Below are 16,657 nucleotides of genomic sequence, written 5' to 3' on the forward strand. Positions count from 1 at the left end.
GTGAGCGCGCGCGCCATGGTGCCGGTCACCGCCGCCTGGCCTGATTTTACCCCGCCGCGTGGCCGGATTTTGCACCGCCGTTGACAGCCTGATCGCGGGCTTTTTCGGAGGCTGGGTCGATTCCGTAATCATGCGGGTGATGGACGTGATCCTGGCCTTCCCCTCGCTGCTGCTGGCTTTGGTGCTGGTGGCCGTGCTGGGACCGGGGCTGACCAACGCGATGATCGCCATCGCCATCGTCTACCAGCCCCATTTCGCCCGCCTGACCCGCGCCGCCGTGATGGGGGAAATGCGGCGCGAATATGTCACCGCCGCGCGCGTGGCGGGCGCGGGCAACCTGCGCCTGATGTTCAAGACCATCCTGCCCAACTGCCTGGGGCCGCTGATCGTGCAGGCCACGCTGTCATTCTCCTCGGCCGTGCTGGATTCGGCGGCGCTTGGCTTTCTGGGCATGGGCGCGCAGCCGCCCGCGCCGGAATGGGGCACCATGCTGGCCGAGGCGCGCGAATTCATCCTGCGCGCCTGGTGGGTCGTGACCCTGCCGGGCCTTGCCATCCTGGTTTCGGTCCTGGCGATCAACATGATGGGCGACGGGCTGCGCGACGCGCTCGACCCCAAGCTGAAGCGGAGCTGATGCCATGTCCCTGCTGACCATCCGCAACCTGACTGTCCGCTTCGCCACCGCCACCGGCAGCTTCACCGCCGTGGACGGGGTGGACCTGTCCGTGGACCGGGGCGAGGTTCTGGCCATCGTCGGCGAATCCGGGTCCGGAAAGTCGGTGTCCATGCTGGCGGTGATGGGCCTTCTGCCCGACACCGCCACCGTCACCGCCGATGAAATGACCTATGACGGCCAGGACATGCTGGCCATGTCCGACGCGCAGCGGCGCCGCCTGATCGGGCGCGAGATCACGATGATCTTCCAGGAACCCGTGGCATCCCTGAACCCGTCCTTCACGGTGGGCTTCCAGATCGAGGAAGTGCTGCGCTTCAACCTGGGCCTGTCGGGCAAGGCCGCCCGCGACCGCGCGCTGGAACTGTTCCGCGCCGTGGGCATCCCCCAGCCCGAGGAGAAGCTGAAGGCCTATCCGCACCAGATGTCGGGCGGGCAGTGCCAGCGGGTGATGATCGCCATCGCCATCGCCTCGAACCCGCGGCTCTTGATTGCGGACGAACCCACGACCGCGCTTGACGTGACCATCCAGAAGCAGATCCTGGATCTGCTGATGTCGTTGCAGGAAGATTACGGCATGGGCCTGATCCTGATCACCCATGACATGGGCGTGGTGGCCGAGACAGCCGACCGCGTGGTGGTCCAGTACAAGGGCCGCAAGATGGAAGAGGCCGAGGTGCTGGATCTGTTCGAGAACCCGCAAAGTCCCTATACCCGCGCGCTGCTGTCGGCCCTGCCGGAACACGCGACCGGCGACCGCCTGCCAACCGTGTCCGACTTTTTCACCGAGGAGGCCGCGCGATGACCCCTGTGACCCCCGTTGTCGAAGGACGCGCCATCGTTCGCGATTACCACGTCCCGGGCAGCATGTTGCGCCGCGCCAAGACCGTGCGCGCGGTCAAGGGCATCGACTTCAGCGTGCAGAGGGGCAAGACCCTGGCCATCGTCGGCGAATCCGGGTCGGGCAAGTCCACGCTGGCCCGCATCATCGCGCTGATCGACGCCCCGTCCGAGGGCGAGCTGCTGATCGACGGGCAGCGCGTCGACATCGCCGCCAGCCGCCCCGGACCCGAGTTGCGGTCCAAGGTGCAGATGGTGTTCCAGAACCCCTATGGCAGCCTGAACCCCCGCCAGAAGATCGGCGACGTTCTGACCGAACCCCTGGTCATCAACACCGATGTCCCCGCCGCCGAACGCCGCGACCGGGCGCGGGCGATGCTGCAGAAGGTCGGGCTGATGCCCGAGCATTACAACCGCTATCCGCACATGTTCTCGGGCGGGCAGCGGCAGCGAATCGCGATCGCGCGGGCCCTGATGCTGAACCCGTCGCTGCTGGTTCTGGACGAACCCGTCTCGGCCCTGGATCTGTCGGTGCAGGCGCAGGTCCTGAACCTGCTGGCCGACCTGCAGGACGAGATGGGCCTGACCTATGTCTTCGTCAGCCACGACCTGTCGGTGGTCCGCTATATCGCGGACGAGGTGATGGTGATTTCCGAAGGCGAGGCAGTCGAACAAGGCCCGCGCGAGGCGATCTTTGCCAACCCGACCCATCCGTATACCCGGCAGTTGTTCGCGGCGACCCCCGTCACCGATGTGGATGCGATCCGGGCTCGCGTTGCCCGCCGCAAGGCCGCGCGGCAGGCGGTAGCCTGAGGCGTCCCGGCGTGCCGGTCAGCGCAGGCGCTGACCGGCCTTGTCGAAGTGGAACAGCCGCGCCGGGTCGAAGGTGATCCCCAGGTCGCTGCCCACGGCACGGTCATGTTCGCCGAACAGCCGCGCGGTCAGAAGGCCGTGGCCTTCGGTATGGACATAGACCAGCGTCTCGCCGCCCAGCCGTTCGACATGGCTGACCGTGCCCCTGATCTGGCTTGGGCCATCGGTCAGTCGCACCTGCTCGGGCCGGATGCCCGCGCTGTGCGACGACAGGCCCAAGGCGCCCGAATCCAGGAAATTCATCTGCGGCGAGCCGATGAAGCCCGCCACGAAGGTATTGGCCGGGTCGTTGTAAAGCTGCATGGGCGCGCCGGTCTGTTCGACCTTGCCCGCCCGCAGCACCACGATCTTGTCGGCCAGGGTCATCGCCTCGACCTGGTCATGGGTGACATAGACCATTGTCGCGCCCAAGTCGCGGTGCAGTTTCGCGATCTCGATCCGGGTCTGGACGCGCAGCGCGGCGTCCAGGTTCGACAGCGGCTCGTCGAACAGGAACAGCTTGGGACGGCGCACGATGGCGCGGCCGATGGCGACACGCTGGCGCTGACCGCCCGACAGTTCGGCCGGGCGGCGGTCCAGCAGCGCGTCCAGCGACAGCATGGTGGCGGCGCGGTCGGTGGCGGCGCGGATCTCGGCCTTGGCATGGCCCGCCTGCTTCAGCGCCAGACCCATGTTGTCCCGCACGGTCAGATGCGGGTAAAGCGCATAGGACTGGAACACCATCGCGATCTCTCGCCGGGCGGGGGGCAGGTTGGTGATCTCGCGCCCGTCCAGCGTCACGGTTCCGCCGCTGACATCCTCCAGCCCCGCGATCATCCGCAGAAGCGTGGATTTCCCGCAGCCGGACGGTCCGACGAAGACGCAGAACTCTCCGTCCGCGACCTCGAGGTCCACGCCCTTGATGACCTCGACCGGTCCGAAGCTCTTCGTCACGCCGGAAAGTGTCAGCTGGCCCATTCGCCGTCCCTTACAGTTTCACGATCTGGCCGGTCCGCACGCTTTCATCCGCCGCAAGGCAGATGGCCAGCGACCGAACGGCGTCCTGCATGTGGCGCGTCAGGTCCAGATCCTCGGCGATGGCGCGGGCCATGAAGGCCTGTTCCCGGTCGCACAAGTCCTGGTGGCCCGGCTCGTCCGCCATCGACAGGTCCTGGTGCCCCTGGCCCACCCGATGCACCCGCAGGGTCGAGGTTTTCGTATGGGTGTCGATGTCGTCCGACCGCGCGCTGTCGGGCATCCTGATCGAAACCGCGCCCCTGGGGCTGACCACATCCTTCACGAAGAAGGCAGTGTCCGACATCATCGGCCCCCATCCCGCCTCGTACCAGCCAAGCGACCCATCTGCGAACAGCACCTGGAAATGGCCGTAGTTGTACATGTCCGGCGCGATGTCATCGGCCAGGCGCAGGCCCATGCCGCGCACCTCGACCGGATCGGCATCGGTGATCTGCAGCATCACGTCGACGTAGTGGACGCCACAGTCGACAATGGGCGGCGTCGTTTCCATCAGCGCCTTGTGCACCTCCCATGTCGGGCCGGAGCTTTGCTGGTTCAGGTTCAGGCGGAAGACGTAAGGCCCGCCAAGTGCGCGGGCCTCAGCGATCAGGCGCTGCCAGCTTGGATGGTGGCGCAGGATATAGCCCACGACCAGCTTGCGGCCCAGGCGGGCGGCGGCATCGACCACGCGCTGCGCATCCGCGACGGTGGTGGCAAGGGGCTTTTCGACAAAGACATCGGCGCCAGCCTCCATCGCCGCCACGGCATAGTCGGCATGGCTGTCGGAATAGGTGGCGACGCAGACAAGGTCGGGCTTGGTCTCGGCCAGGGGTTGGGCATAGTCGTCGAAGAAGGGATAGCCCTCCAACCCCTCGGCCAGCGGGCGCGGGGTGCGGTTGACCAGGCCGACGATCTGGAAGTCCGGGTTCTTGTGATAGGCCAGGGCGTGGCTTTGGCCCATGTTGCCAAGGCCTGCGACAAGGACACGGATCATTTGACGGCTCCTGCGGTGATGCCCCGGATCAGTTGCCGGGAAAAGATCAGGTAAAGGACCAGCACCGGCAGGATCGCCAGCGACAGCGCGGCCAGGACGGCGTTCCAGTTCGACACGAACTGCCCCAGGAAGACCTGGCTGCCCAGGGTGATGGTCTTGGTGGATTCCGAAGGCGCGAGGATCAGCGGGAACCACAGGTCGTTCCAGATCGGGATCATGGTGAAGACCGCGACCGTCGCCATTGCGGGCCGGACCAGCGGCAGGACCAGCCGGAAGAAGATGCGGTATTCCGACAGCCCGTCGATCCGGCCTGCGTTCTTAAGGTCGTCCGACACGTTGCGCATGAATTCGGACAGGATGAACACCGCCAGCGGCAGCCCCTGCGCGGTATAGACCAGCACCAGGGCGGTCAGGGTGTTCACCAGCCCCGTCGCCACCATCATCTGCAGGATCGCGACCGTGCCCAGCCGGATCGGGATCATGATGCCAAGGGCCAGGTAAAGCCCCATCAGCGTGTTGCCCCGGAACCGGTATTCCGACAGAGCGAATGCCGCCATCGCCCCGAACAGCAGCACGAAGAACAGGCTGAGGCAGGTCACCACCAGCGAGTTCTGGAAATAGGCCACGAAATCGCCCTGTCTGGCCACCGTCTGATAGCCGACAAGGTCGAAGCTGTCCGGCCCCGGCAGGGCCAGGGGTTGGGTGAAGATCGCCTGTTTCGACTTGAAGCTGTTCACGACCGTCACGAAGACCGGGAACAGCGCGATCAGCGTCCACAGGATCAGCACCGCATGGGCGGCAATGCTGCGGGCGGGGGACTGGCGGGGCTGGCTCATGGTTCTGCCCTCAGAACTGATAGCGGCGCAGCCGCGTCTGGATCAGGAACAGATAGATGCAGACCCCGACCAGGATGATGGCGAACATCGCGGTGGCGATGGTCGCGCCCATATGCGGGTCACCCAGTTGCAACTGGAACCCGAAGAAGGTGCGATACAGGAACGTCCCCAGGATGTCGGTCGCGAAGTTCGGCCCGGCAAGCGCGCCCTGGCTGACATAGATCAGGTCAAAGGCATTGAAGTTGCCCACGAAGGTCAGGATCGAGATGATGCCGATCGCGGGCAGGATCAGCGGCAGCTTGATGCGCCGGAACTGCGACCAGCCGGTGATCCCGTCCATCTCGGCCGCCTCGATGATGTCGTCGGGGATCGACAGCAGGGCCGCATAGATCAGCATCATCGGGATGCCGACGAACTGCCAGACCGAGATCAGCGCAAGCGTCGTCAGGGCGTATTCTTCCTTGCCCAGCCAGGGGGCGAACAGGCTTTTCAGGCCCACCATGTCCAGCAGGTCCGGGGCGATCCCCCACAAGGGCGACAGGATCAGCTTCCAGATGAAGCCCACAACCACGAAGCTGAGGATGGTCGGGATGAAGATCGCCGTGCGGTAGAATGCCGAAAACCGCAGCCGGGGCGACGACAGTAGCGCGGCCAGCAGGATGCCGATGGGGTTCTGCACCAGCATGTGGACGGCAAAGAACCACAGGTTGTTGCCAAGCGCGTTCCAGAAGGCCGCCGACCAGCGGGGATCGCCGAACAAGGTGCGAAAATTGTCCAGGCCGACGAAGGCGGTGCCGCCTTCGGTCCGGGTGAACAGCGACAGGTTCAGCGTGCTGAACAGGGGCAGGATCATGATCGCGCTATAGACCAGCACCGCCGGCGCCAGAAACACCGCGATATGCCAGCGGATCGGCCGTCCCTTCGCCATGATCGCGTTCCCTTGCCTGGTGTCTGCGGCAGAAGGCCGGGACGGTCAGCCCCGGCCTTGCCGAACTGTCGGGCGCCTTACTGCGCCTGCTGCGGTTCATACCACGAGGCGAGGCCTTCCTGCAGGCGCTTGGCCGCGTCTTCCGGCGTCTCGGACCCGCGGATCACGTTGGCGGATGCGTTCCAGGTCTCGTTTTCCAGGTTCGGCGTGCCGCGCGACAGGATCTGATAGGTGGACCGGATCGTCGGCTCGCATTTCTCGCGCCAGGACACGAATTCCTTGGCCAGCGGATCCTCCATCTCGACCGCGGTCGAATTGAGCGAGAAGAAGCCCGGCAGCGCATTGGCGTAAAGCGTGGCAAATTCGGCTGAGCCGACCCATTCCAGGAAGGTCTTGGTTTCCTCGGGATGCGCCGTCTTGGCGTTCATGCCAAGCGCGATGTCGGTATGGTCCGAGATATAGCAGGTGTCCCCCGCGTTCGGCACCGGCGGCGGGAAGGCCCCCATGGTGAAGGAAACCTGCGGGTTGAAGACGCCGATTTCCCATGACCCCGTCGGATAGATCGCGGCGCGGCCCAGGGTGAACAGGTTCTGGCTGTCGGGATAGGTCTGCGCCTCGAACCCGTCGCCCAGGTAATCCTTCCATTTCGCAAGCTGGACGAAGGGCGCGACCCAGGGCTCGTCGGTCAGCTTCTGCGTGCCCTCGATCAGCGCCTTGCGGCCTTCCTCGCCCTTCCAGTAGTTCGGGCCGATGTTCTGGTAACCCATCGTGGCGGCTTCCCACTGGTCCTGGGTGCCCATCGCCATGGGGACATAGGTGCCGTCCTCCTTGATCTTGTCCAGGACGGCGAAGAATTCCTCCTCGGTCGCGGGCGGGGTCAGGCCCAGTTCCTCGAAGGCGTCGGCGTTGTACAGGAAGCCGTGGATCACCGAGGCCATCGGCACGCAGAAGGTGGCCGCGCCGTCGTCCGTCTGCCAGGCCGATTTCGCCACGTCCGAGAAGTTCGCCATGGAGGCAAGCGAGGTCAGGTCGGCCAGCTGGCCCTTGTTGTAAAGCTCCAGCGAGGCGTCGAAGGGGCGGCAGGTGATCAGGTCGCCCGCCGAACCCGCGTCCAGCTTCGAGTTCAGGACGGCGTTGTAATCGGCCGGGGCCGAGGGCGAGAAGACCACCTTGATGCCGGGATTGGCGGTCTCGAAGGCGGGGATCAGGGTGTCCTGCCAGATGGTGATGTCGTCGTTGCGCCAGCTTTCGATGGTCAGCGTGACATCCTGGCCCCAGGCGGTCCCGCCCAGCATCGTGCCCGCCAGAAGGGCCGTTCCGAGGGTCTTTTTCATCGTCGTCTCCCTGTGAAGGACGCTGTCGCGCGCCCGTTGGTTATTGTTCCGCCGCCAGCAGGGGCGCCAGATGGCCGCCGCTTTGCCGCAGCGCCTGTTCCGCGTCGTCCGGGCTGCGTCCCTGCGCCACCAGGATCGCCGGCTTTACCGCGCCGCCGGTCTGCGCCAGGGCTGCCTTGGCAGCCGCGTCGTCCACCCGGGCCACGTCCGCCACAATCCGGGCGGCGCGGCCGACCAGCTTGGCATTGTCGGCCTGGACGTTCACCATAAAGCCGTCATGGACATGGCCCAATTCGATGCCCATCAGCACCGACATCAGGTTCAGCGCCGCCTTTTGCGCGGTCGCCGCCCCCAGCCGGGTCGATCCCGCCACCAGTTCCGGCAGGGTCGCCAGATGGACCCCGATATCCGCCCGTTCCAGAAGGCCCGAGGGCGCGACATTGGCGATGCCCACGACCGTCACGCCCGCGGCCCTGGCGACCTGCGCGACCGTCAGCGCATAAGGCGTGCTGCCCGAGGCCGAGACAACCGCCAGCACATCGCCCTGCGACAGCCCGCTGCGACGGAAATCATGGGCTGCGGCGTCGGCGTCATCCTCGACATCGCCGCGCATATGCAGCAGCGCGGAGGCGCCGCCCGCGAACAGGACGGGCGTGCGGTCGGGCGGGATGCCGAAGGTGCCGGCCAGTTCCAGGGCATCGGCAAGCGCCATCAGCCCCGAACTGCCCGCACCGGCATAGCCCAGCTTGCCGCCCCGCCGCAGCGCCGCCGCAGCGGCCTGGGCCGCCGCCTCGACTGCCGGAAGGGCTGCCGACAGGCTGGCGATCGCATCGGTCTGCGCCTGCACGAAAAGCGCACCGATCTGGGCCGAGGGGCGCAGGTGCAGCCCTGGGGCCGAGGGGTGGCGCTGTTCGGTGGGACGAGGGTCCATGTGATTCCTCCGCTGGCCAGATGATGCCAAAGCAATACCATCTGTAAAGACCTTTGTCAGAACAGGTCAGAAAACCCTTTCTGTTCGGCATTCATCCGAATCTTCTTCCGATTGGCATTTTTTTGGTATTACTAGGTCAGGCAGGAGATTCGGATGGCGCTTGGTCTGGTCAATGATGCGAAAGGCGCTGCTTGCCGCCGGGCATTGCGCGGCCGCGCCCTGGCACCGGACCGTGGGCGGACGCCGTGACCGACGATCCATTCAGCCCCGAAGGATTTGCGGAAACCGGGCACGGCCCGCTTTACCTGCAACTTCAGCGGCGCATCGCGGATGCCATCGCCTCGGGCAGGCTTGGCCCCGGCGACAGCCTGCCCCCGGAACGGGAAATGGCCAGCATGACGGGCCTGTCGCGGGTGACGGTGCGACGGGGCGTGCAGGAACTGGTGGCCTCGGGGCAGCTGGTGCAGCGGCGCGGATCGGGAACCTTTGTCGCGCGCAAGGTGGAGCGGCTGGAACAGGCGCTGTCGCTGCTGACATCCTTCACCGAGGACATGGCCCGTCGCGGCCGGTCGGTCGAAAGCCGCTGGATCGGGCGCGGGATTTTCGCGCCCAGCCCCGAGGAAGTGATGGCCCTGGGCCTGGGATCCGCCGACCGGGTGGCGCGGCTGGAACGGGTGCGCCTGTCGGATGGCCTGCCCCTGGCGATCGAGCGGGCCTCGCTGTCGCAGCAGGTGCTGCCCCGGCCGGACCAGGTGGAAAGCTCGCTCTACAGCGTGCTCGAGGCGCGGGGGCTGCGCCCGGTCAGGGCCGTGCAGCGCATTTCGGCGACCAACCTTGGGGCTGCGGATGCGGGCTTCCTGCAGGTCACGCCGGGGGCGGCGGGGCTGCGGATCGAACGCGTCTCGTACCTGCCCTCGGGGCAGGTGATCGAGTTCACCAGATCGCTTTATCGCGGCGACGCCTATGATTTCGCCGTGGAACTGAAATCGGCATCCGACACGGACAGGAGGCCCGGATGACCCAAAGCCACATGGCGCGCGAGATTGCCGAAATCCCCGAAGCCGCGCGTCGTTTCCTGGACGGCAGCCGCGACGCCGTGCTGGCGGCGGCGGCGGCGCTGCGCGACCGCGCGCCCGTGGTGGTCACCACCGTCGCGCGCGGGTCGTCGGACCATGCGGCGACCTATCTGAAATACGCGATCGAGCTGGAACAGGGCCTGCCCGTAGCCTCGCTGGGGCCGTCCATCGCCTCGATCTATGGGCGGCCGCTGCATCTGGCGCAGGGGGCCTGCATCGGCATCTCGCAATCGGGCCGCAGCCCCGACATCGTCGAGATGCTGCGCGCGGCAGGCGCCGGGGGGGCGCTGAGCATCGCCATCAGCAATGCGCCGGAAAGCCCGCTGGCCCAGGCCTCGGCCCATGCGCTGCCGCTGCTGGCGGGGGTCGAACGCAGCGTGGCCGCGACCAAGACCTTTGTGACAAGCATCCTGGCCGGGCTGGCGCTGCTGGGCGAATGGCGGCAGGACGCGGCGCTGTGCCAAGCGGTGGCGGATCTGCCGGAGGCCTTTGCCAAGGCGCTTGACTGCGACTGGTCGCCCCTTGCCGCGCGCCTGACCGGGACCGGATCGGCCTATGTCCTGGGGCGCGGCCCGGCCGTGGCCATTGCCGGCGAGGCGGCGCTGAAGCTGAAGGAAACCTGCGGCCTTCACGCCGAGGGCTTCAGCGCGGCCGAGGTGCTGCACGGGCCCGCGGCCATCGTGCAGCCCGGCTTTCCGGTGCTGGCCCTGGGCGTCGCGGATGCCGCCCTGACGCAGCTTGTCGCAACGGCGGAACGCCTGGCGGGTCAGGGTGCGGATGTCTTCCTGACCGGGGCCGAGGCCGCGGGCGCGGTGACGCTGCCCTCGGTGCCGGATCTGCATCCGGTCGTGGCGCCCTTGGTGCTGGCAGTGTCCTTTTATGCCTGCGTCGAGGGGCTGGCACGGGCGCGGGGCTTCGATCCCGACATGCCGCCCCATCTGCGCAAGGTCACGGAAACGGTCTAGGGCGATGCAGGAGGTTCTGACAGCCACGCGGATCTTCGACGGCGACCGCTTCCTGACCGGCCATGCCGTCGTGGCTCGGGGCGGGCGGATCGCGGCCCTGCTGCCGCTGGAGCAGGCGCCGCCGGTCAGCCGGCCGTTGGAAGGCATGCTGGTGCCTGCCTTCCTTGATCTTCAGGTCAATGGCGGCGGGGGGGTCCTGGTGTCCGGTTCAACGGATGTCGCGGATCTGGAACGGCTCTGCGCCGCGCATCGCGCCCTGGGCAGCGCCGGGGTGCTGCCCACGCTGATCACCGACACGGCCGAGGCCACGGCGGGCGTGATCGCGGCGGGCCTGAAGGCCGCGCGAGCCGGGGTGCCGGGGTTCCTGGGCCTGCATCTGGAAGGCCCCCATCTGGACCCGCGCCGCAAGGGCGCCCATGATCCCGCGCTCATCCGGCCGATGGAGGACGCGGATCTGGACCGGCTGTGCCGGGCGGCGCGGGATCTGCCCGCGCTGATGGTCACCCTGGCCCCCGAAGCCGCCACGCCCGAACAGATCAGCGCCCTGTCGCAGGCGGGCGCGGTGGTCAGCCTGGGCCACAGCGACTGCAGCTACGAGACCGCTATGGCGGCCTTTCGCGCCGGGGCGCGCTGCGCCACCCATCTGTTCAACGCCATGAGCCAGCTTGGCCACCGCAGCCCCGGCCTGGTCGGCGCGGTGCTGACCGGAACCTGCGCCGCGGGCCTGATCGCCGACGGGGTGCACGTGCATCCGGCGGCGATGTCGCTGGCCCTGACGGCGCGGCCCGAAGGGATCTTCCTTGTCACCGACTGCATGGCCTTTGCCGGCACCGACCTGACGGAGATGACGCTGCACGGCAGGCAGGTCCTGCGCCAGGACGGCAGGCTGACGCTGGCCGACGGCACTCTGGCTGGCGCCGACCTGACCCTGCCGGACGCCGTGGCCCGGCTGGTCGGCACGCTTGGCATTCCTGCCGCGCGGGCGCTGCGCATGGCGTCCGCCATCCCCGCCGCGCTGATCGGGCGGGCGGCTGATTACGGCGCGATCCGGCCCGGCGCCCGGGCCGAGATGCTGTTGCTGGACGACGACCTGCACCTGAAGGAATGCCTGGGCTTCTAAGCGGCGCGGCGCCCGGCTTGCAAAGGGTGGCGGCAGGGCCTACCTATCGAGACATGATGATCTTTGCCCATATCGCGAGGTTCCGGATCTATTCCGGGTCTTTGCTGACGCGCTCTCTGCCCCGGGCAGAGGCGGGCAACTGCTGACGCCTTTTCCCGGGCGCGACTTCCTTCATCACCTTCAGTCAGCCGGGCCTTGGCCCGACCGGGATCATCATGCGCCATACCTCTCAGGACCGGCTCCGGAACGGAGCGGGGCTCGTCGCCCGTCAACACGACCACCTGCCCGCCTTCGACGACATCTCGGCCCTCAGGCCGATCCGCGCACGGCTGGGGACATACGACTATTGGCAGCTGAACGAACACCGGCGCCGCTTCCAGGCCATCGGCACCGCGCCCTTCCTGCGGCTTGCGCAGCTGATCCGCGCGAAGATGGCCGATGCCGAGGTGGTCAACACCCGCGACATCGGCCACGACGTCGTGACGGGGGACTCGCGGGTCAGCTTCGCCATCGACGCCGGACGGCCGCAGACACGGACGCTGTACCACTGGACCTATCCCGACCATGACCGAAGCCGCCTGGCCGTCGGCACCTACCTGGGCGTGACGCTGATCGGGCTGCGGGTCGGGCAGGGCATGGCGCTGCTGGACAGCGAGGACGTGCTGGGCACCGCGCGGATTCTGGCCGTCCGCGAGCCGGGCGACCCCCGCGCCGGGCGTCACGACTGAACCGAAATCCACAACCGAAAGGGAGACTGCCATGTCTCGATCACCCCGCCGCCCTCGCGCGGTCATCGACGCCGATCATCTCGGCCGCCTTGAATCCCTGGCCGAGGCCGCCAGTGCGGGCCTGCCGCAGGTGGCCGAGCCGCTTTTGTCCAAGCTGGCCACGGCCCGGGTCGTCCCGGCAAGCCGGATGCCCGGCGATGTGGTCACGCTGAACAGCGCCCTGACCTATCGCGACGACATCCGCGGCCGCGAACAGGAGATCACCCTGGCCTGGCCCGAGGATGCCGATATCAGCCAGGGCGCCGTCTCGGTCCTGACGCCCATCGGGGTCGCGCTTCTGGGCCTGCCCGTCGGCGCCAGCGTCACCTGGACGACACGCAACGGCCAGGAACGCGCCCTGACGGTGCTGCGCCTTGGCGTCGCGCCCGTCGCCGCATGAACCGTCGCCGCATGACCTGGATCCCGCCGCCTCCCATCAACCTCAGCCACAAGGAAGACCCGATGTTCCGCCACCTCATCCTCCCGTCCTGCTTCGCTTGCGGGGCTGATGTTCCCCGATCCGCCGCAGGCCGCTGCCCGATCTGCCGCACCGAGTTTGTCGCGGCCATGCAGGCGGCGACCTGGCCGCGGAGGACCGCCGAGCCTGCCGTTCCTGTCGGCCCGCTGGGCAAGGCGGGTCAGTCCGGACCGAACCGCGCGGCGCCTTGACGGCCCGCGGAGCGGATCACGAAGCTTCGACTGGAAACTGTTCCTGCGCGGTCATAGATTGCGGCTGGTGATGCATTGCGAGAATGGAGACAGGGCTTGTCCGAACCGTGGCGACGATTCCCCTTGTCCAGCCTTGTCGGCCTTGCGCTTGCAGGCGCGGTGATCTGCGCCTGGCTTGCTTTGCACGTCTTTGCGGTGTGGCATCTGGACGCGTCCGCATCGCCCGTCCTTGCAGTCCTTTGCCTGATCGGCCTGACTTGGCTGTCCGTCGGGCTGTTCATCGTCGCGCATGACGCGATGCATGGCGCCATCGTTCCGGGCCGGCCGGCGATCAACAAGGGCCTGGGTTCGCTGGCCCTGCTGCTGTTTGCGGGATTTTCCTGGCGCAAGCTGATCGTCAAGCACATGGCCCATCACCGCCATGCCGGCACGGATGACGACCCCGATTTCAGCCGCGGCGGGCCGATGTCCTGGTATATCGACTTCGTGCGCACCTATTTCGGCTGGCGCGAGTTCTGGGTGCTGGGTGGGTCGGTGATCCTTTATGCGCTGATCCTGGGGGCACGCTGGGCTTATGTGGGCTTCTGGGCCGTGCCCTCGATCCTGGCATCGATGCAGCTTTTCGTCTTCGGCACCTGGCTGCCGCACCGGCCGGACCACGACGCCTTTCCCGACCGCCACAATGCCCGCTCGACCCGGTTCGGGCGGCCCCTGTCGCTGCTGACATGCTTTCACTTCGGCGGCTATCACCATGAACACCACCTTTACCCGTCCGTGCCTTGGTGGCAGCTACCCTCGATGCGCGGAAAGGATGAAAGATGAGCGTTCTGGTCCCTGTCATGATCGTCGTCCTGACCGTCGTGGCCATGGAAGGCTTCGCCTATTCGGTTCACCGCTGGATCATGCACGGGCCGCTGGGCTGGGGCTGGCACAAGTCCCATCACGAGGAAACCCACGGCGCGTTCGAGAAGAACGATCTTTACGCCGTGGTCTTTGCGGTGATCTCGATCCTGCTTTTCGCGGTCGGCAGCGCGTGGTGGCCGTGGCTGTGGTGGGTCGCGGTCGGGGCCAGCGTCTATGGCGTGATCTACTTCGTCGTTCATGACGGGCTGGTCCACCAGCGTTGGCCCTTTCGCTATGTCCCGAAACGCGGCTATTTCCGCAGGCTTTACCAGGCGCACCGGCTGCATCATGCGGTCGAAGGGCGCGACGACTGCGTGTCCTTCGGCTTCGTCTATGCCCCGCCGGTCGACGATCTCAAGGCGCAGCTGAAATCCTCGGGCGTTCTGGCCCAACGCCAGTCCAAGCACCGCGACGCTTGGCGCGCCGATCGGGCCGAGGATTAGGGGCGGCGCCTACGCAGGTGACTGGGGCAGATTTCCGGGCAACCTGGTTCAAGCTGGCCGAACGGCAACGAGCTCTGGAGAAACGGGATACAGCCAGTGAGCCCTTTGACGCCGAGGCGATCACCCAGATAGGCAAAGAAGGAGATGCCAAGCTTCTGGCAGGTCTTCATCAGCCCGAGCATGACATCGCGTGCCTGGCGGCCAACGGCGCTCATCGTGCCGCCCGAGATCCGGCGCTTGGTGACGCAGGCCCGAAGATCGTTTTCCGAGGAATTGGTGTGGAGCGGGATCTCTGGTCGTTCCAGAACCTTCAGCAGTTCGGCCTTTCGCCTGTGCAGGGGAGCGAGCAACTGACCCAATTCCTTGTAACGGGTGCGCTGCCCGAAGATGTCGTCGAACCGCTCGGCGAGGATGGGTGCCTCCTTTGCGGACGGCTGTCCCTTCCTGTCGCGTTGCCCATAAATCGGGTCATCCTCAATTTGTGTGGTGCAGAGGAAGCATTCGGGCCCTGAGCAAGTTCGGGCCGGCTCGCCCATACATCGCGCGCTTCAAGGTCTTCAATCGGTTGATCTGGCCTTCGGCTTGACCATTGCTCCACTCCATTTCGATCGCATTCCTGACCGCATCAATGTCTCTGTTCAAGGTTCGGGCGAACCGCACGATGGGCGCCAGGTCCGTTTCGATCGCATCGTCGATCCAGGCGGGCAGCGGGTCTGCTTTTCGACCACGCAAGATGCCATTGAAACGCATGGCGAGGCGCCGCATTGTTGTGAAGGCAGGCGAGCCTTCCTTGAGAACTTCGACTTTTCTCGCCTGTTCCAAGGTGAACTTTCCTCTTGGTTTGATGCAGAGTGCGGCCGCTATAACCGGGGAAATCGCGTGCCCGGTTTCCGGGTCCCGGACCGGTGCAAGGATCTGATCTTCCTTGATGGGTCCCTCCTGTTCCTGTTTTTCGGCTCTGCGCCATCCGGCCAAGAGCCGCTGCAAGTTTGACAGGCTGCCCTCGTAACCACGTTCTTGGATCAAAGGGAGCAGTGCATTGCCGGGTCACGTCCGTCAAGCTGGTGTAATTTCCCAGATGGCCTGAGGTCATGATCAGGCGGCTTTTGTGGTAATGCTGAGAATGGGGTCGATCTCCTCCTTGTCGATCTGAGCGAAGGCCTCGGCCATCATGTAGCGGCTCGAGGTCTGCCATTCGTCATTCTGCTCGAACAGCACCGCGCCGATCAGCCGCATGATGGAGGCTTCGTTCGGGAAGATGCCCACAACATCGGCGCGGCGCTTCACCTCCTTGTTGAGGCGTTCAAGTGGGTTGGTGCTGTGCAACTTGGTGCGGTGCTGGCGAGGGAACGCCATGTAGGCCAGCACGTCATGCTCACTGGCGTCCATCAAGTCCGCCAGCTTGGGCCAGCGGGTGCGGACCTGCTCCGCGACATGGCGCCAGGTATCGCCAGCGTGCTTGCGATCGGGCTGTTCAAACGCTTGCCGGATCGCTGCCGCGACCACCGTATGCTGGCCTTTGGAGACATGGGCGAGGGCGTTGCGCATCCAGTGAACTCGGCATCTTTGCCAGGTAGCTTCAAAGACCCGTGCAATGGCGGCCTTCAGGCCGGTATGGGCATCGCTGATCACGAGCTTCACGCCGTCGAGACCGCGGGCCTTCAGCGAGCGCAGGAAGTCTGTCCAGAAGGCTTCGGCTTCGGAAGGGCCGATGCCAAGGCCGATGATTTCCCGGCGGCCTTCAGTATTGGCGGCCACGGCGATTATGGCCGCAACCGAGACGATCCGCCCGCCCTGGCGCTGCTTGAGATAGGTGGCATCGAGCCAGACATAGGGCCACTCCCCGGTGAGCGGGCGGTTCAGGAACTCGCCGACCCGTTCATCGATATCCTTGCACAGCTTCGAGACCGTGCTCTTGGAGATGCCGCTCAGCCCCATGGCCTGCACGAGATCATCGACCCGACGCGTCGAGACGCCGCCGATCCAAGCCTCCTGGATTACGGCAACCAGTGCCTGTTCCGAAGTCTTGCGGGCTTCGAGGAAGCCGGGGAAGTAGCTGCCCTGCCGCAGCTTCGGCACCCGCAGATTCAAAGTGCCCAATCGAGTATCGAGCGCGCGTTCGCGATACCCGTTGCGCCAGGTTGTGCGGTCGCCGCTGCGCTCGTGCCGGCCGGCGCCGATCAGGCCATCGACATCGGCCTCCATGATCAGCTGAAGGACCGCCTCGGCGATGCTGCGCAGCAAATCACCCTGATCGTGCTTTGCCAAAAGCTCGGACAGGTCCATGGTGGTTTTGGTCATCGGGGGCT

General features: G+C 66.3%; 17 protein-coding genes and 2 pseudogenes. 10 read left to right on the forward strand and 9 right to left on the reverse strand.

Annotation, left to right across the window (positions count from 1 at the left end; all coding sequences use genetic code 11):
* Window positions 1-88: 88 nt before the first annotated feature.
* From J0F76_RS16690 to J0F76_RS16700, 3 genes and pseudogenes are all read left to right on the forward strand, one after another.
* Window positions 89-634 (forward strand): annotated as a pseudogene (locus J0F76_RS16690) (ABC transporter permease subunit); the annotation flags it as partial.
* A gap of 4 nt (window positions 635-638) precedes the next feature.
* Window positions 639-1,478 carry an ABC transporter ATP-binding protein gene (locus J0F76_RS16695; protein ID WP_207471190.1) on the forward strand — a complete coding sequence of 280 codons (840 nt, stop codon included), beginning with the start codon at window positions 639-641 and terminating at the stop codon, window positions 1,476-1,478.
* A complete protein-coding gene (locus J0F76_RS16700; protein ID WP_207471191.1) occupies window positions 1,475-2,326 on the forward strand; it encodes a dipeptide ABC transporter ATP-binding protein in 852 nt (283 codons plus the stop codon). The genes J0F76_RS16695 and J0F76_RS16700 overlap by 4 nt, the downstream gene beginning before the upstream one ends.
* 18 nt (window positions 2,327-2,344) lie before the next feature.
* Here J0F76_RS16700 and J0F76_RS16705 read toward each other — a convergent pair whose 3' ends face one another.
* The 6 genes from J0F76_RS16705 to J0F76_RS16730 form a co-directional block, all read right to left on the reverse strand.
* On the reverse strand, window positions 2,345-3,343 hold the full coding sequence (locus J0F76_RS16705) for an ABC transporter ATP-binding protein (RefSeq protein ID WP_207471193.1): 999 nt from the start codon (window positions 3,341-3,343) through the stop codon (window positions 2,345-2,347).
* A gap of 10 nt (window positions 3,344-3,353) precedes the next feature.
* Complete coding sequence (locus J0F76_RS16710) at window positions 3,354-4,376, reverse strand: Gfo/Idh/MocA family protein (RefSeq protein WP_207471194.1); 1,023 nt, start codon at window positions 4,374-4,376, stop codon at window positions 3,354-3,356.
* Window positions 4,373-5,212, reverse strand: a complete 840-nt coding sequence (locus J0F76_RS16715; RefSeq protein ID WP_207471195.1) for a carbohydrate ABC transporter permease — start codon at window positions 5,210-5,212, stop codon at window positions 4,373-4,375. Before J0F76_RS16715 ends, J0F76_RS16710 begins: the two co-directional genes overlap by 4 nt.
* A 10-nt stretch (window positions 5,213-5,222) precedes the next feature.
* Window positions 5,223-6,140, reverse strand: a complete 918-nt coding sequence (locus J0F76_RS16720; protein ID WP_207471197.1) for a carbohydrate ABC transporter permease — start codon at window positions 6,138-6,140, stop codon at window positions 5,223-5,225.
* A 77-nt stretch (window positions 6,141-6,217) separates the two neighbouring features.
* A complete protein-coding gene (locus J0F76_RS16725; protein WP_207471199.1) occupies window positions 6,218-7,474 on the reverse strand; it encodes an ABC transporter substrate-binding protein in 1,257 nt (418 codons plus the stop codon).
* A gap of 40 nt (window positions 7,475-7,514) precedes the next feature.
* Window positions 7,515-8,405, reverse strand: a complete 891-nt coding sequence (locus J0F76_RS16730; protein WP_207471201.1) for an N-acetylmuramic acid 6-phosphate etherase — start codon at window positions 8,403-8,405, stop codon at window positions 7,515-7,517.
* Between the two features lie 245 nt (window positions 8,406-8,650).
* Here J0F76_RS16730 and J0F76_RS16735 point away from each other — a divergent pair, with 245 nt between their 5' ends.
* From J0F76_RS16735 to J0F76_RS16765, 7 genes are all read left to right on the forward strand, one after another.
* Window positions 8,651-9,424, forward strand: a complete 774-nt coding sequence (locus tag J0F76_RS16735; RefSeq protein ID WP_207471203.1) for a UTRA domain-containing protein — start codon at window positions 8,651-8,653, stop codon at window positions 9,422-9,424.
* On the forward strand, window positions 9,421-10,446 hold the full coding sequence (locus J0F76_RS16740) for an SIS domain-containing protein (protein ID WP_207471205.1): 1,026 nt from the start codon (window positions 9,421-9,423) through the stop codon (window positions 10,444-10,446). The genes J0F76_RS16735 and J0F76_RS16740 overlap by 4 nt, the downstream gene beginning before the upstream one ends.
* Window positions 10,447-10,450: 4 nt before the next feature.
* Complete coding sequence (gene nagA / locus J0F76_RS16745) at window positions 10,451-11,566, forward strand: N-acetylglucosamine-6-phosphate deacetylase (protein WP_207471208.1); 1,116 nt, start codon at window positions 10,451-10,453, stop codon at window positions 11,564-11,566.
* 215 nt (window positions 11,567-11,781) lie between these two features.
* Complete coding sequence (locus tag J0F76_RS16750; protein ID WP_207471210.1) at window positions 11,782-12,294, forward strand: GreA/GreB family elongation factor; 513 nt, start codon at window positions 11,782-11,784, stop codon at window positions 12,292-12,294.
* Between the two features lie 31 nt (window positions 12,295-12,325).
* The gene (gene rnk, locus J0F76_RS16755; protein WP_207471212.1) at window positions 12,326-12,733 is read left to right on the forward strand and encodes a nucleoside diphosphate kinase regulator; all 408 of its coding nucleotides are present in this window, start codon (window positions 12,326-12,328) and stop codon (window positions 12,731-12,733) included.
* A 392-nt stretch (window positions 12,734-13,125) separates the two neighbouring features.
* Window positions 13,126-13,824 (forward strand): fatty acid desaturase, encoded by a 699-nt coding sequence (locus tag J0F76_RS16760; RefSeq protein ID WP_207471214.1) that lies wholly within the window; start codon window positions 13,126-13,128, stop codon window positions 13,822-13,824.
* Entirely contained in the window at window positions 13,821-14,348 is a 528-nt protein-coding gene (locus J0F76_RS16765) for a sterol desaturase family protein (protein WP_207471218.1), read from the forward strand. Before J0F76_RS16760 ends, J0F76_RS16765 begins: the two co-directional genes overlap by 4 nt.
* Here the strand turns inward: J0F76_RS16765 and J0F76_RS16770 are convergent.
* From J0F76_RS16770 to J0F76_RS16780, 3 genes and pseudogenes are all read right to left on the reverse strand, one after another.
* The gene (locus J0F76_RS16770) at window positions 14,345-14,884 is read right to left on the reverse strand and encodes an IS66 family transposase (RefSeq protein WP_207471219.1); all 540 of its coding nucleotides are present in this window, start codon (window positions 14,882-14,884) and stop codon (window positions 14,345-14,347) included. The two genes, J0F76_RS16765 and J0F76_RS16770, sit on opposite strands and share 4 nt — an antisense overlap.
* Window positions 14,823-15,365: pseudogene (locus J0F76_RS16775) on the reverse strand (ISL3 family transposase); the annotation flags it as partial. The pseudogene J0F76_RS16775 and the gene J0F76_RS16770, both read right to left, overlap by 62 nt.
* Before the next feature lie 78 nt (window positions 15,366-15,443).
* Complete coding sequence (locus J0F76_RS16780) at window positions 15,444-16,649, reverse strand: IS256 family transposase (RefSeq protein ID WP_207471220.1); 1,206 nt, start codon at window positions 16,647-16,649, stop codon at window positions 15,444-15,446.
* Window positions 16,650-16,657: the final 8 nt, after the last annotated feature.

The organism is Paracoccus fontiphilus (assembly GCF_017356265.1).
Classification (GTDB): Bacteria; Pseudomonadota; Alphaproteobacteria; order Rhodobacterales; family Rhodobacteraceae; genus Paracoccus; species Paracoccus fontiphilus.

Bases quoted from the DNA above. Each gene is read 5' to 3' on its own strand.
- J0F76_RS16695 (WP_207471190.1), top strand. From the start codon at position 639: ATGTCCCTGCTGACCATCCGCAACCTGACTGTCCGCTTCGCCACCGCC.
- J0F76_RS16700 (WP_207471191.1), top strand. From the start codon at position 1,475: ATGACCCCTGTGACCCCCGTTGTCGAAGGACGCGCCATCGTTCGCGAT.
- J0F76_RS16705 (WP_207471193.1), bottom strand. From the start codon at position 3,343: ATGGGCCAGCTGACACTTTCCGGCGTGACGAAGAGCTTCGGACCGGTC.
- J0F76_RS16710 (WP_207471194.1), bottom strand. From the start codon at position 4,376: ATGATCCGTGTCCTTGTCGCAGGCCTTGGCAACATGGGCCAAAGCCAC.
- J0F76_RS16715 (WP_207471195.1), bottom strand. From the start codon at position 5,212: ATGAGCCAGCCCCGCCAGTCCCCCGCCCGCAGCATTGCCGCCCATGCG.
- J0F76_RS16720 (WP_207471197.1), bottom strand. From the start codon at position 6,140: ATGGCGAAGGGACGGCCGATCCGCTGGCATATCGCGGTGTTTCTGGCG.
- J0F76_RS16725 (WP_207471199.1), bottom strand. From the start codon at position 7,474: ATGAAAAAGACCCTCGGAACGGCCCTTCTGGCGGGCACGATGCTGGGC.
- J0F76_RS16730 (WP_207471201.1), bottom strand. From the start codon at position 8,405: ATGGACCCTCGTCCCACCGAACAGCGCCACCCCTCGGCCCCAGGGCTG.
- J0F76_RS16740 (WP_207471205.1), top strand. From the start codon at position 9,421: ATGACCCAAAGCCACATGGCGCGCGAGATTGCCGAAATCCCCGAAGCC.
- nagA (WP_207471208.1), top strand. From the start codon at position 10,451: ATGCAGGAGGTTCTGACAGCCACGCGGATCTTCGACGGCGACCGCTTC.
- J0F76_RS16750 (WP_207471210.1), top strand. From the start codon at position 11,782: ATGCGCCATACCTCTCAGGACCGGCTCCGGAACGGAGCGGGGCTCGTC.
- rnk (WP_207471212.1), top strand. From the start codon at position 12,326: ATGTCTCGATCACCCCGCCGCCCTCGCGCGGTCATCGACGCCGATCAT.
- J0F76_RS16765 (WP_207471218.1), top strand. From the start codon at position 13,821: ATGAGCGTTCTGGTCCCTGTCATGATCGTCGTCCTGACCGTCGTGGCC.
- J0F76_RS16770 (WP_207471219.1), bottom strand. From the start codon at position 14,884: ATGGGCGAGCCGGCCCGAACTTGCTCAGGGCCCGAATGCTTCCTCTGC.
- J0F76_RS16780 (WP_207471220.1), bottom strand. From the start codon at position 16,649: ATGACCAAAACCACCATGGACCTGTCCGAGCTTTTGGCAAAGCACGAT.